The 13,198-nt window shown below is 34.3% G+C and carries 12 protein-coding genes, 1 tRNA gene and 2 pseudogenes; 8 read left to right on the forward strand and 7 right to left on the reverse strand.

Features of this window, described 5'->3' with window-relative positions:
• Positions 1-60: 60 nt before the first annotated feature.
• Entirely contained in the window at positions 61-1,170 is a 1,110-nt protein-coding gene (gene asd, locus CICURV3402_RS03590; protein WP_158379878.1) for an aspartate-semialdehyde dehydrogenase, read from the reverse strand.
• 90 nt (positions 1,171-1,260) lie between these two features.
• Here asd and CICURV3402_RS03595 point away from each other — a divergent pair.
• Positions 1,261-1,348: transfer RNA gene (locus CICURV3402_RS03595), tRNA-Ser, on the forward strand.
• Positions 1,349-1,499: 151 nt separating this feature from the next.
• Here the strand turns inward: CICURV3402_RS03595 and CICURV3402_RS07160 are convergent.
• Positions 1,500-1,592: pseudogene (locus CICURV3402_RS07160) on the reverse strand (tyrosine-type recombinase/integrase); the annotation flags it as partial.
• A gap of 283 nt (positions 1,593-1,875) precedes the next feature.
• Between CICURV3402_RS07160 and CICURV3402_RS03600 the strand changes: the two are divergent.
• The gene (locus CICURV3402_RS03600; protein WP_158379879.1) at positions 1,876-2,631 is read left to right on the forward strand and encodes a YciC family protein; all 756 of its coding nucleotides are present in this window, start codon (positions 1,876-1,878) and stop codon (positions 2,629-2,631) included.
• A gap of 1 nt (position 2,632) precedes the next feature.
• Positions 2,633-3,190: a septation protein A gene (locus CICURV3402_RS03605; RefSeq protein WP_158379880.1), complete on the forward strand. Its 558-nt coding sequence runs from the start codon at positions 2,633-2,635 to the stop codon at positions 3,188-3,190.
• Positions 3,191-3,238: 48 nt separating this feature from the next.
• Here CICURV3402_RS03605 and CICURV3402_RS03610 read toward each other — a convergent pair whose 3' ends face one another.
• On the reverse strand, positions 3,239-3,949 hold the full coding sequence (locus tag CICURV3402_RS03610) for a TonB family protein (RefSeq protein WP_158379881.1): 711 nt from the start codon (positions 3,947-3,949) through the stop codon (positions 3,239-3,241).
• Between the two features lie 76 nt (positions 3,950-4,025).
• A complete protein-coding gene (locus CICURV3402_RS03615; protein WP_158379882.1) occupies positions 4,026-4,751 on the reverse strand; it encodes an Ail/Lom family outer membrane beta-barrel protein in 726 nt (241 codons plus the stop codon).
• Between the two features lie 479 nt (positions 4,752-5,230).
• Between CICURV3402_RS03615 and cls the strand changes: the two genes are divergently transcribed.
• The 5 genes and pseudogenes from cls (at position 5,231) to dusA (ending at position 10,347) form a co-directional block, all read left to right on the forward strand.
• Positions 5,231-6,697: a cardiolipin synthase gene (gene cls, locus CICURV3402_RS03620; protein WP_158379883.1), complete on the forward strand. Its 1,467-nt coding sequence runs from the start codon at positions 5,231-5,233 to the stop codon at positions 6,695-6,697.
• A 486-nt stretch (positions 6,698-7,183) separates the two neighbouring features.
• Positions 7,184-7,606 (forward strand): H-NS family histone-like protein, encoded by a 423-nt coding sequence (locus tag CICURV3402_RS03625; protein WP_158379884.1) that lies wholly within the window; start codon positions 7,184-7,186, stop codon positions 7,604-7,606.
• A gap of 258 nt (positions 7,607-7,864) precedes the next feature.
• Positions 7,865-8,695, forward strand: a pseudogene (gene purU, locus CICURV3402_RS03630) (formyltetrahydrofolate deformylase); the annotation flags it as partial.
• A gap of 252 nt (positions 8,696-8,947) precedes the next feature.
• Positions 8,948-9,172, forward strand: a complete 225-nt coding sequence (locus CICURV3402_RS06610; RefSeq protein ID WP_235667633.1) for a hypothetical protein — start codon at positions 8,948-8,950, stop codon at positions 9,170-9,172.
• A gap of 134 nt (positions 9,173-9,306) precedes the next feature.
• Entirely contained in the window at positions 9,307-10,347 is a 1,041-nt protein-coding gene (dusA, locus tag CICURV3402_RS03640) for a tRNA dihydrouridine(20/20a) synthase DusA (protein ID WP_187306924.1), read from the forward strand.
• 94 nt (positions 10,348-10,441) lie between these two features.
• On the opposite strand, the gene CICURV3402_RS03645 is transcribed toward dusA, so the two are convergent.
• The 3 genes from CICURV3402_RS03645 to CICURV3402_RS03655 all read right to left on the reverse strand — a co-directional run bounded on the left by CICURV3402_RS03645 (position 10,442) and on the right by CICURV3402_RS03655 (position 13,048).
• The gene (locus tag CICURV3402_RS03645; RefSeq protein ID WP_187306925.1) at positions 10,442-10,579 is read right to left on the reverse strand and encodes a hypothetical protein; all 138 of its coding nucleotides are present in this window, start codon (positions 10,577-10,579) and stop codon (positions 10,442-10,444) included.
• Between the two features lie 1,973 nt (positions 10,580-12,552).
• A complete protein-coding gene (locus CICURV3402_RS03650; RefSeq protein WP_158379886.1) occupies positions 12,553-12,813 on the reverse strand; it encodes a hypothetical protein in 261 nt (86 codons plus the stop codon).
• A complete protein-coding gene (locus CICURV3402_RS03655; RefSeq protein ID WP_158379887.1) occupies positions 12,803-13,048 on the reverse strand; it encodes a hypothetical protein in 246 nt (81 codons plus the stop codon). The genes CICURV3402_RS03650 and CICURV3402_RS03655 overlap by 11 nt, the downstream gene beginning before the upstream one ends.
• Positions 13,049-13,198 lie beyond the last annotated feature (150 nt).

A 13,198-nucleotide genomic window follows, 5' to 3' on the forward strand; every position in this document is an offset into this window, starting at 1 on the left:
ATTGAAAACATACAGATATTAAAGTTTTGTAAAAATCAACTAAATTCTATTTTTTAACTTTCATAATAGCAAATTTAACATACGCCGAAGAGGCTCAGCGGCACCCCACAATAGTTGATCGCCAACAGTAAAAGCAGATAAATATTTAGGCCCCATACTGAGTTTTCGTAATCGACCCACGGGGAGATCAAGAGTACCGCTGATCGCAGCTGGAGTGAGTCCATTTAAAGTCGCTTGTTTTTTGTTTGGAATAACTTTAACCCATTCATGATAAGAACCCAGAATTTGTTCTATCTCTTTAATAGAAACATCTTTTTTTAGTTTGAGTGTAATCGCTTGGCTGTGACAACGCAAAGCGCCGACGCGTACGCATATGCCATCAATGGGAATCATCGTTTTATTGTTTAAAATTTTGTGGGCTTCCACTTCAGTTTTCCATTCTTCTCGAGTCTGTCCATTTGCTGAAGCGATATCAATCCACGGAATTAAACTTGTTGCTAAAGGCGCTTCGAAACAGTCCGTTGGAAGATCGCCGCTCTGTGTTAATGCCATGATCTCGCGCTCTATTGAAAGAATCGTTGCAGCGGGATCTTGTAGCTGTGACCCTACTTCTGTATACAAAAACCCCATTTGAGTTAATAACTCACGCATATGACGTGCCCCGGCCCCTGAAGCAGCTTGATAAGTTGCAAACGAAACCCATTCGATCAAAGAGGCATTAAACAATCCTCCCATGGACATCAGTATTAGGCTCACGGTGCAATTACCGCCGACAAAGGTTTTAATCCCTCTATTTAAAGCACATGCAATCAGGTTTAAATTCACAGGATCCAGCGCTATAACACTGTCTTTTTCCATCCGCAATGAAGAGGCGGCATCAATCCAATAACCCTGCCAACCTGTAGCACGTAATTTCGGATAAACTCTGTTGGTATATTCTGCTCCCTGGCAGGTCAGAATGATATCTAATGATCTTAATGTTTCGATATGATAAGCATCTTGTATTTTGCCTATTATAGAAGAAAAATCAGGATTGGCTTGACCTTTTTGAGATTCTGTTGTGGAAAAAAAAACTGGGTATAAGCGTTTAAAATCATCGGTTTCTTTCATACGTTGCATTAATACCGAGCCAACCATTCCACGCCAACCTATTAAACCTACTTTTTTCATAAAATTTTCCTGATGAAGAGAATTGAAAATAATAAAATTATCTACTACTTTACAACACTGTAGACAGTGTTTATAGTGTGATCCGCATTTGGAGGGGTGGCCGAGTGGCTGAAGGCAACGGTCTTGAAAACCGTCGACGGGCAACCGTTCGTGAGTTCGAATCTCACCTCCTCCGCCATAGTGATCAATAAGTTATATTAAATACAGAGACACCCAAAAGTATCTATTAGAATTGACTGAGCGTATTTTTACTTTTAAGACATCATGTTAAATATATTTAAAGAAAGTGTGATTCTAACTTTCCTGTCGTACATCAGAACCTGACTTTATGATTCATGTCCGCTGAAGAGCTGCTTATCTTTTGTACTCCCTTTGTTATCTGAAATATTATTAGCTTTCAGATTATGAAACGTACAGTCAAGTTTTTAAGCTATTTCTATTATTACCTTGACTGCATTTTATTTACTCTCTTGCTACCCCATCTGTAAACACGAGGCATACTAGCTACCTAAGGATGAACCGAGGTTTTGCTCCGCAATGTTTTATATTCTTTTTTAATCACTTCACACAAACAAAAAACTGACAGATGTCAAAACCCTGTTTAAAAATAGAAAAATATTCGTATTATATGAAATTTTAAGGCGCACAAGGTACTTTAACGAGAGTATAATGCGTCGTTTTTTATGTTGATTTTTAGGAGCTTCTATGTCTATCACGGCAAATCGCTTATACCGTGACAGTTTTAATTTTTTGCGAAATGAATTATTCACGATTGTATTGCTGACATTATTCGCTGCATTAACAACCGTCATGATTAATTATTCATTATTACCCACCCAGGAACAACTGAACATTTTAGAAACCACAAAAAACCAGATTGACGCTCACAATATAGGGATTAAACAGATCATCTCTCAGATGAGCCCTGAGCAGCAAATGGCAATACTGAAAATATCCGCTTGCGAGATTTTTTCAATACTCTTGGGTCATGTTCTTTTAATAGGAGGGATGTTAAGTATCATGATAGAGATATCAAACAATCGCCCTGTCAGATTTTTGAAAACTCTGTCTATTTTCTTACCTGTACTGCCTAAGTTATTTTTATTAGTTTTTATTTGTACGTTATTAATCCAATTTGGACTAGCCGCTTTTATTGTTCCTGGTATTATGATCGCACTGAGCGTTTCGTTCTCTCCTATTATTCTTATTAATGAAAAAGTAGGGATTTTTTCGGCAATAAACCGCAGCAGTAAAATGGCATTTACTCATTCTCGTCTCATTATTCCAGCGATGTTGCTGTGGGGGAGCAGCAAACTCTTGCTGTTGCTGTTTCTTTCAATCAATCAAATTAATATTTCTTCTCACAATACGATGATACTAATATTTAACGCTGTGAATTATTTTTTATTGGCATTCTTACTGGTTTATTTATTTCGTTTATATATGTTATTGCGGGCATAAAATGAAAACGATTTTAGATTTGATCCCATTAATCATATTTTTTATTTTTTATAAAACATATGACATTTTTATTGCTTCCGGTGCATTGATTTTTTCTAGTCTTTTTATTTTGGCTCTAGTTTGGATAAAATATCGAAAAATAGAAACTATGATGCTTGTTAGTACAATTATTGTAGTGGTATTGAGCAGCATGACATTAATTTTTCACAGTGATATTTTTATTAAGTGGAAAGTGACCATCATTTATTTCTTATTCTCTGCGGCTTTACTAATCGGCGATTGGATATTTAAAAAAACGTTAATACAACGCTTTTTAGGTAAGGAATTGAGTTTACCTGATCACATTTGGTCAAGAATGAACTTGTATTGGGCACTCTTTTTTTTAATCTGTGGTATCACTAATATTTATATTGCATTTTGGTTTCCGCTATCAATTTGGGTTAATTTCAAAGTGTTTGGTTTGACCGCGGCCACTTTTTTGTTCACTTTGTTGACGGTTGGTTATATTTATCGCTACCTCGCTCAAACTGATAAAAAAAATGATATGAAAAGCCACTGAAAAGTGGCTTGAGAGTTTTAGAAAATCCCCCATTTATTCTACTGGCATTTAATTATTGTCGATCTTAAAAATAATCACTGTCACGCAGTCTTTAAAGGGATTCGCTTGAAATTTCCACTTTTTCATCGCTGTTTTTACGTTGCGTTCAAAAATATGAGGGGGATCAGATTCTAGTAGACGTATATTTTTTACCCTACCTTGATCATCAATGTCATATTGCACCTTCACTTTTCCCTCAATCCTGAAAGCCAAAGCTCGCGCAGGATAAACAGGTTTCACTTTTTTAAACGATCCCGGCTCTGTATTTACTTCTATAGTAGAAGAGGAAGCCGTGTAGTTGGATTCAATAACATCAACTTCTCTTTTTTGAATTGGTTGAGTCAAAAAATCGGGATCGGAAGAGGTTTCGTTTTTGATCACCGGCATTTTGTTTGGGACGAATTTTTTAGAGGGGTGTTTTTTGGTTTTTTTTATCGGGCTATATTTATTTTTTTTAATCGGTAATGAGGGCAGTTCAGCATAATCAATAAGATTCGCTGGTGTTGTAAATTGTTGAGAGTGCTGTTTGATAAAAGAGGGCTTTAAAAAAGAAGAGCTATGATAGTTCATGTGTACTTTTAAAGATGAAGGCGCTAAATTTTTGGGTGGGATCTCAATAAAAAAATGTAAAAGCATAAAGATCAAAAAAAGATGCAACCCTAAAGAAAATAAAAAAGGCCAAGCTTTTAAAAAAGGCCACTGCAAATTTTGATTTGACATTCTTTATGGTAAATTTTTAATAAATGATAAAAAAGCCACCGGAAGGTGGCTTTATAAATATAAAAATTTCGATCCACTAAAAACGAGTGCCTAGAGAAATTGCCAAAACACCTCTTTTTTGACCACCGGCCATTTTAGCATATTCATAGGAAAGATCGGTAACGATATTTGGCAAAGGGTTAAATTGAAATCCTATCATGCCTGCAGGGCTGGTTTTTTTCATATCTGCAGGTTCAGGATTACCCATTTGTTTAGTAGTGGCGTTTCCGTCTATTTGTATTTTTCTTTTTGAGTAAGCGATGCCTGCTGCAGTATAGACACTCACCCATTTATTAAAGCGATAGCTCAGCCCTATCAAAAGAGAATAATAATTAAACTTTGATGGATGATCACTTATTATTCCGCTTATATCATTCTTGATAACAGCTCTTTCTTTTTTCCCTAAATAAGCGAAAGAAGAGATGCTTCCCAGCTGTGGATCTATCTCATAACGATACTTAAGGTTCAACCCTATCGGGTTAACATCTCTATTAATTTGGAAGCATTTAGATGTTGTTTTACTGCTTGTTTTATATGAACTCCAAGCGTGACCGCCGGATACAGAAGTGTCTAATTCAGCGTTTACAGATAAAATACCGAACGTTGAGCCTACTACTAATAGGCTATATATTAAAGCTTTTTCATAAAAGCATCCTATTTGTTTTGTATAAAAATATTTTATTGCCAATAGAAAGACAAAAATAAAAAACACAGATAAGATTGCTACTTTATATTGTATAAGATAAAGATTATTTATGTACATGATAAAATTTTTAACAGCTTTATATTAGATTTTATCTAATTTTGTTTTATTAAATTCACTTACTTTGGGTAGAAACATCCGTCAATTTTGGTGTTAAGATTCTTTACCTAAGGATTTTTAATCAGGTAACTTTATAGAATAGATAGTATGATAAAAAGTTGGCTGAATTAAAAATAAATGCCTAAAAAAATTGCCGTCATACCTTTTTTATTGCCATTAAACATTTAAGTTTAATCATAAAAAATTAACAACGATATTTAACATGAACCCCTTCAGAATTAATATCTTTCTTAAATTCAAGGTTGAACTCTTTTTTATTAATTCCACATTAATTTTAATGTGTCACCGACATATAAATTATGTACTAATTCAGCATTTGCAGATGAAATACAGAGAATGATGTTTAAAATATTATTTATGTCATTAATTTACTCACTTATTTTGATAAATGCAAAAAACAAAAGGATTGTAATTTATTTATGAACACATTTTACACCTTTATCAGCTCGATTGTGTTATTTGGATATTGGCTACTGATTGCAGGGATCACATTACGTATTTTAATTAAACGACGAGGCGTTCCCTCTGCTATGGCTTGGTTATTGGTGATCTATATTTTTCCTTTAGTCGGCATTATGGCTTATCTCTCTTTTGGTGAACTTAATTTAGGTAAGGCTCGGGCACTCAGAGCAAAAGCTTTATGGCCATTAACAACAAACGCATTAAATCAATCAAAAGACGCCAGACAGCTTTTTTTTCCTTCACATAGTGCTGTCTCAGAGCCTTTATTTAAGCTCTGTGAACTTCGTCAAGGAATCGGTGCGATGAAGGCGCATAAATTAGAGCTACTCACTACTAATGAGCAAACGTTAAAAAGATTGATCAGAGATATTAAACAGGCTCGATATGATATAAAGATGGTTTTTTATATCTGGCAAGTAGGGGGATGGGTAGATGAGATTGCCGAAGCATTAATGGCAGCAGCACGTCGAGGTGTTAACTGCCGTCTCATGCTCGATTCTGCAGGAAGTCGAGCTTTTTTTCGTAGCCAGTATCCCACAATGATGTTGAATGCAGGTATTCACCTTGTCGAAGCTTTAAAAGTGAATGTATTACGTATGTTTTTTCGTCGTATGGATTTAAGACAACATCGAAAAATTGTGCTGATTGATAACTACATTGTATACACAGGCAGTATGAATATGGTCGATACTTCTCATCATACTAATAAAAAAAACAAGGTGGGTCCTTGGATTGATCTGATGACTCGAATGGAGGGTTCTATAGCGACTGCTATCGGAATGGTTTATGCTTGCGACTGGCAAATGGAAACCAGTAAACACATTTTATCTGAATTTTCACCTCACAAAATTGCTCTTAAAGAGCATGATAAAGCAGCAGGCCCTCTTCAGGTGATTGCCTCTGGGCCAGGATTTCCTGAAGACATTATCCATCAAGCGCTGTTAACGGCAGTGTATTCTGCACGTGAACAACTAATTATGACGACGCCTTATTTTGTCCCGAGTGAAGACTTGCTGCATGCTATTTGTACGGCTTCTCAAAGGGGAGTGGAGGTGATCATTATTCTTCCCTATCTTAGCAATTCTATGATAGTAAGTTGGGCAAGTCGCGCATTTTTTGCTGACTTATTAAAATCCAAAGTTAAAATTTATCAATTTCAAGGAGGAATGCTACATAGTAAAAGTGTTTTAGTAGATAAACAGCTAAGCTTAATTGGAACCGTGAATCTCGATATGCGAAGTTTATGGCTTAATTTTGAAATTACTGTTGCGATAGATGATTGGGATTTTGGAGAAAATTTGGCCTGCCTGCAAAATTATTATGTGAAAAATTCTATTCTTTTAGATAAAGATCAGTGGGAAAAACGATCTGTATGGCAGAGCATCATTGCGCGATTGTTTTATTTTTTTAGCCCCTTTTTATAAAAATAATAAGATTGATAAAATACATAAAAAATCAATCTTCTGATTAAGATGAAAAGTATTTATAAAAATCACGTGTTTATTTTTGTTATGACTCATATTAGTCTATGCGATTAATTTAACTACTTAAAAAATTAAGTTTAGCTTTTATTAAAAAGCTCCCCAGTAGATTTTTAGTTTTGTTAATTTAAGTTAAATTAACAAATTTGAGACAATATTTTCTTAATCATATTAAGAAAGAAAAATTAACTTTAAAGAAATATATAAATTTAAAAAACTTATTATTTAATAGTAAAATCATGTTTTTATAAAACAACATTTTATTAAAAAGTAAAAATTTGTCTAAAATGAAAGTAAATTTGAAAAATTTTAGCTTTCAAAAGCGTAAAACTTTTGCACTGACTTAAAGTTCGCTATTGCAGAAAAGAAAATAGCATTCTATTATTATTTACACACCCTCTAATATTATTTAAATATGAGATTATAACAATGAGTGAAGCTTTAAAAATTCTTAATAATATACGTATGTTGCGTGCTCAAGCCCGTGAATGTAGTCTTGAAACATTAGAAGAAATGCTTGAAAAATTGATGGCTGTAGTTAACGACCGCAAACAAGAAGAAAATAAGGCTAAAAAGGATAAAGAAGAATATAAACGTAAATTAGAAAAAATGAAGGCGATTTTAGTTGAAGAGGGTATTGACCCTAACGAATTATTGAAAATAAGTACTTCTAATAAGGTAACATCTAAAATAAAACGCGCTATTCGCCCTGCGAAATATCAATATCTTGACGAAAATGGTGAAAAAAAGACTTGGACAGGTCAAGGTCGTACTCCTGCGTTAATTAAAAAAGCGATTGAAGAAAAGAAACAATCATTAAAAGACTTCTTATTAAAAGACGGATTATCATAATGGATTTTATCCATGATAATCATCAAGATTAATTAGGTATTATTAAAAATACTCTCTTATTTCTAGAGGGTATTTTATACTCTTAAAAAGAGTATTTTTCTCTAAGGCGAAATTTAAAAAAATTTATTAATATATTTAAATAATTTAATCATATAAGTTGGGATTTTTTTATTTTCATTCAATTTTTCCTAAATAAGTCCATAAATTTTAATATCAAGTAAATTCAGGATCTAAATAATTCATGTTTAAAAAAAAAGAGAAACAAAAGTACTACAAACCATTTGCCATGATTCAAAAGGGTTAATTGCTAAAATTACGCATATTTGTTATGAACATAAACTCAATATTGTTCAAAACAGTGAATTTGTAGATCATCTCACTGGTCGTTTTTTTATGAGGACAGAGCTTGAAGGGATCTTCGATAATGTGGCTTTATTAACTAATTTAGAAAAAACATTACCTATAGGTATGCTTCAAAAATTATATACTATTCGTCGGCAACGTATTATGGTTTTAGTGACAAAAGAAGCACATTGTTTAGGTGATCTTTTAATCAAAACCGCTTATGGTGATCTGGATGCAGAAATTGTGGCAGTCATTAGTAATCACAATGAACTTAGAAATTTAACGGAGCGTTTTGATCTGCCTTATCATTTTATTAGCCACAAGGCGTTAAGTCGTGAACAACATGAGCATAAATTGATTACTCAAATAGATCACTATCATCCGGATTATATTGTATTAGCAAAATATATGAGAGTTCTCACTCCTACCTTTGTCACGCATTATCCTCATCGAATTATCAATATACACCATTCATTTTTACCTGCATTTATCGGGGCTCGTCCCTACCATCAGGCATATAAACGAGGGGTTAAAATTATTGGCGCTACGGCACATTATGTAAATCACTGTTTAGATGAAGGTCCTATTATCATGCAGGATGTGATTAATGTAGATCATTCCTATACAGCTGAAAATATGATGCTCGCGGGGCGCGATGTAGAAAAAAATGTATTAAGCAGGGCTTTATCTTTAGTATTAACTCAACGAGTTTTTGTTTATGGCAATCGTACTATTATTTTATAATGTTAAGTGATTTTTATGAACATGCCCCAGTAAACTTAAAGTGTACCTTCTATAATCTATGGGTATTTTTTGATTAACTGATGAAGGAACGAATATGGCAAGTATATTGATAATCAATGATCATCCTGTCGATCGATTAGCGATTAGCATGTTATGAGAAAAAGAAAACTACACTACAGCAGGTAAAATAATTCAATCCAGATTTAATTTTAGGTTGATATTAATATCCATTCTCTCAATGGCATTGATCTCGTGCTCTGCTTACGTCATCAAGAGTATAAAGGCGGGATACTTATTCTGGCAGGGAAAGACAAGACTCACTATATCACCCGTTGTAAACAAGCGGGCGCAGCCGGTTTTATTAGCAAACGCAATAATTTGTCTGAGCTTACAAATACTTTATGCTCTATAGAAGCGGGTTATAGTTTTTTCCTTTGTACGCGCGAAATTTTCTTACAGAAAGTCTTTTCAGATTAAATAGATAGGATTCATTAGTTGTCTACGAAAAAATTACAGGTTTTATCCTATTTAAGCAAAGGAATGAAAATACTCGACATTGCAGCACAAATAACGCCTTTTAATTTTTCTTAAAAGGTAATATACAGAATAAAATGTTTAAAAATCAAACGATTAAAAAATCTCAAATAAAAGAAAGAATCGCAACTCAGCCCGATTTGACTCCAAAATATTCCCCTCACCGCTTTTGCGTTGCGCCCATGTTCGATTGGACCGATCGCCATTGCCGCTATTTTCATCGTTTATTAACAAAAAACGCCCTTCTATATACAGAAATGGTGACTACAGGCGCACTCATTTGTGGTCAAGAAGACTACCTTGACTATAGTGAAGAAGAACAACCTGTTGCATTACAGCTGGGTGGCTATAATCCGTTTGAATTAGCTCAGTGCACACAATTAGGCGAACAAAGAGGTTATCAAGAAATTAATTTAAATTTAGGCTGCCCCTCTCCTCGAGTCAAACAAGGCGCCTTCGGAGCAGCCTTGATGCAAGATATTGAACAAGTTTGTGTTTGTTTGAAAGCGATGTGTGACGTATCCTCAATTCCCGTGACCATCAAAATCCGTATTGGTGTAGATGAGCATGATAGCTATGAATTTTTGTCTCAATTTATAGAAAAGATTTCACGTGAAATTAATACTGTGATTATTCATGCGCGAAAAGCTTTGCTGTCTGGATTGAGTCCAAAAGAAAATAGAGAAATACCCCCATTAGACTATCCTCGGGTTTATCAGTTAAAAAAAGATTTTCCAGAGTTAAATATTGTGATTAATGGTGGGATCTCTACACTAGAAGAAGCGAAACAACATCTGCAATATGTAGAAGGTGTGATGATTGGCCGAGCCGCTTATCAAAACCCAACCCTTTTAACTCAGGTTGACTCTGAGCTTTTTAATGCACAAGACCCTCTAAGCGATATTACCGCTTTAATCAAAGCATTTTATCCATATATTGAACAAGAATTATCTCGTGGCACTTTTTTTAACCATCTGATTCGACCTATGTTAGGCTTATTTCAAGGGTGTGCAGGTGCTAGACAATGGCGTCGTTATCTCAGCGAACATGCTTATCAATCAGGAGCAGATGTGTCTGTGATTGACAGAGCGTTATCTTTTGTGACACCCCATGATTAGCACTCTTTTAAAAAAGACTTAGAGTTTGACTCCAGGGTTTGTGTATCTATCTGAATCTGATCAAAGCACTATAATAACGATTAAAATGAACCTATTACCAAGAAAGCATCGGATTTTCGGAGGTAACATTAGGAACAAAATGATTAGTGACGTTCGCCTCAGGGTCTTTAGGAATTACAGCGAAACTACTCTGAGTAAGTTGATCAATGTTCATACTATGTGCACCAAGCATGACTTTTGCAGTAGACTCACTCACGTCTTGCAGAATAATTGCATTTTTCTTTTCACGTTTGGCTTTTTTAGATATGAACAGATGAAGAGCTTTTCCCTAATTTTGCCATTGATATTGGATGTGATCTAACGTCACCTGGTTTAATGTTAATGTATTCTTTCCTTCTTTATCCTAAAGAATGGTTTTTACCTGATCGTCAGCAGGAAATTCCACGTCACCATTTCGATAGGTGCAATCATAAAAATCATCCCACTTCCCTCCATTAGCGTGATCGATACTACGACTTAATGCAAGAATGTCATCACCAGCATGTCCGTGGAGTTTATTCTTACCTTGCTCTTGTAAGGCTCATCAAAATCATTAACATCTATATCGTACAGGCCATTTTAGTATCGCTGATTTTGATGTGATGATGTTTTTCTTTATTCATAAAATCGATCAAAAAAATCTCTAACGCTTTCTGTGACAGCGTACTCCAGCTGAGAGCGTAGAATCGTGTTACCGCCTTTCGGATGGGTTGAGTCATCTGATCAGTGTGTATGGGAAAAATGATTTCATCTATTTCTGGTTCTGATTAATCGTTTTGATTGTTGTTTACTACTGTTATGGGTATTTTTCGATCATAGAGCCTATTTCATATACGTATTGTCACGCGTTTCCTATTAAAAAGTTTGTGCCTCTGTAACTGAAAAATATTCGCTTTTCATTACCGTTTATTTTATCGTTAAAAAGTGTTTCACTTAGAATGATATTTTGTTCTTTTGCTAGAACAATTTTATTCTCTTTTACTTTTATGATATCCAGGCTTTGGCCTGAATCAGCCTTAAATAAGATGTTGACTTAATCAGACGGTATTTTTTGCAAAATAGTCTTAATGATTGAGATCATATAAATAGTGATTTTGTACGTTCAATATCCCTTCAAATTCTTCTTTTTATTCCAGTGTATCAGGCCACTGGAGAGTCATCAGCGCGCCATCTTGAGTATAAAAAATCGTATTTTTATCTACAATGAGCGCCGTAGACTCTTGAGAGTCTTTGCAATATAACGATCTCATGATTAACGTTGTGTAAGTGGTGTTGGCATTTTTAATGCCATATGTTTAGATCGTACTCTTTTCCTCTTTCATTAAGACGGATCGATTCTATATCTCGCAATTTATAACGCAGATAAATATCAATGAATTCATTGTTTTCTTCTACCATAATTACTTTCACATCTTGTGGTTGAGAATGATTTAAAATATTAAAGGTGTCTGGATCCTTTTGATCCTATCGCTTGACCAGATTCTAAATTAAAAATATCCGAAAAATGACCGCCTTGATATTGCTTGTTCCTCTCCTAGGAAAAATAATTTTTTTTGAGATATCTTATTGCCTTGTCATTTCTTCCACCAAAATCAAAAATGATGCTACTATCTTATTTTAGCTTTAAAAACGCCGAGAATGAAGCACATAATTCTGATCTACCTATAGGCTTGTTTTTAATAAAATGGATATTTTCAGATAGCTGAATCACCTTGATCATGTTTTTGTGGTTTTTGTTAAAGTTTTGTTTACTGGGTCAAGCAAGGCTGGTTGAGAAGAGGCTTGATCATGATCAACGATATATATCGTATTAAATTTCAGTTGAAATGGTATGTTTCATTGCTTCACAGGGGTCTTTATAAACGCAGGGAAAAGAGTCGCTAATAATAACCCGTCGTCTGTAATGAGGGTCAACCTATTGCTTAAAACAAGTAACACTTCGTTCTTTGTATCTAATCGGTAGACATCTTTTATTTTTATAATAGCTGCGCTGCTATTTTTATTATTCATTGAAAGCAGAACATAAAACGAATCTCCTTCTTGTAATAATTCAATTTTTTGAGCTCATTACAGTCATAATTTAGCATGATGTAACCGAACTCTCCAGGTTGATCGATGATATTCATTGTAAATTTATTAACTACGTTTGGATGCATATACGGTCTTTTAAAGACGCCTGCGAATAATATAATACGTATCCATTCCAATTCCTCCCATCGCCAGGCCGTTCTGTAGCGTTAAAATGTCATCGTCTACATGTGCACTAACACTCCTCAGCTGATTGTTAGAAAAAATTAATACATGATTTTGATCTAAACCATTAAGGTCATTATAATGAGTAGGTTTAGTAATCAATGGCTTATTCAGGAAAGACTCTCTTTCGAGCTGCTCAACAAGAGAAGAATTTTCTGATAATTCATATGGCATTAATCACATCATCTGACTCAGCGAATTGAACAAAATCGTAATAAAAATAGGAGTTTTCATTTTCTTGGTAATGCGTGATAAGAATGATCTTCCCTGGATTTGGCTTCATTTCATTGATTATTTTTGCATAAATATGTTTTGCTTCCACTTTTGCAAGATGCAGATAACCCGGTAAATTAGAATGGTCATAAATTTTGCTTTCTGTTAAAAAACCTTTAAAAGTAGGAGGAACCATTCATTTGGTGTGGGTGTGCGTGAAGTAGGCAATCTCTATATAATGCTTCTCTTATAAAATGAAATCCGATGTTATATAAAAATAGTCACTTGAATAGATATTTTGCAGTAAATTGAATGTTGTATAGGCCTTTTCAGCTACTTGTATATC

Source organism: Candidatus Williamhamiltonella defendens (assembly GCF_900699045.1).
Taxonomy (GTDB): domain Bacteria; phylum Pseudomonadota; class Gammaproteobacteria; order Enterobacterales; family Enterobacteriaceae; genus Hamiltonella; species Hamiltonella defensa_A.

Excerpts from the sequence above, each read along its gene's own strand:
- asd (WP_158379878.1), bottom strand. The coding sequence starts at position 1,170 with ATGAAAAAAGTAGGTTTAATAGGTTGGCGTGGAATGGTTGGCTCGGTA.
- CICURV3402_RS03600 (WP_158379879.1), top strand. The coding sequence starts at position 1,876 with ATGTCTATCACGGCAAATCGCTTATACCGTGACAGTTTTAATTTTTTG.
- CICURV3402_RS03605 (WP_158379880.1), top strand. The coding sequence starts at position 2,633 with ATGAAAACGATTTTAGATTTGATCCCATTAATCATATTTTTTATTTTT.
- CICURV3402_RS03610 (WP_158379881.1), bottom strand. The coding sequence starts at position 3,949 with ATGTCAAATCAAAATTTGCAGTGGCCTTTTTTAAAAGCTTGGCCTTTT.
- CICURV3402_RS03615 (WP_158379882.1), bottom strand. The coding sequence starts at position 4,751 with ATGTACATAAATAATCTTTATCTTATACAATATAAAGTAGCAATCTTA.
- cls (WP_158379883.1), top strand. The coding sequence starts at position 5,231 with ATGAACACATTTTACACCTTTATCAGCTCGATTGTGTTATTTGGATAT.
- CICURV3402_RS03625 (WP_158379884.1), top strand. The coding sequence starts at position 7,184 with ATGAGTGAAGCTTTAAAAATTCTTAATAATATACGTATGTTGCGTGCT.
- dusA (WP_187306924.1), top strand. The coding sequence starts at position 9,307 with ATGTTTAAAAATCAAACGATTAAAAAATCTCAAATAAAAGAAAGAATC.
- CICURV3402_RS03645 (WP_187306925.1), bottom strand. The coding sequence starts at position 10,579 with ATGCTTGGTGCACATAGTATGAACATTGATCAACTTACTCAGAGTAGT.
- CICURV3402_RS03650 (WP_158379886.1), bottom strand. The coding sequence starts at position 12,813 with ATGCCATATGAATTATCAGAAAATTCTTCTCTTGTTGAGCAGCTCGAA.
- CICURV3402_RS03655 (WP_158379887.1), bottom strand. The coding sequence starts at position 13,048 with ATGGTTCCTCCTACTTTTAAAGGTTTTTTAACAGAAAGCAAAATTTAT.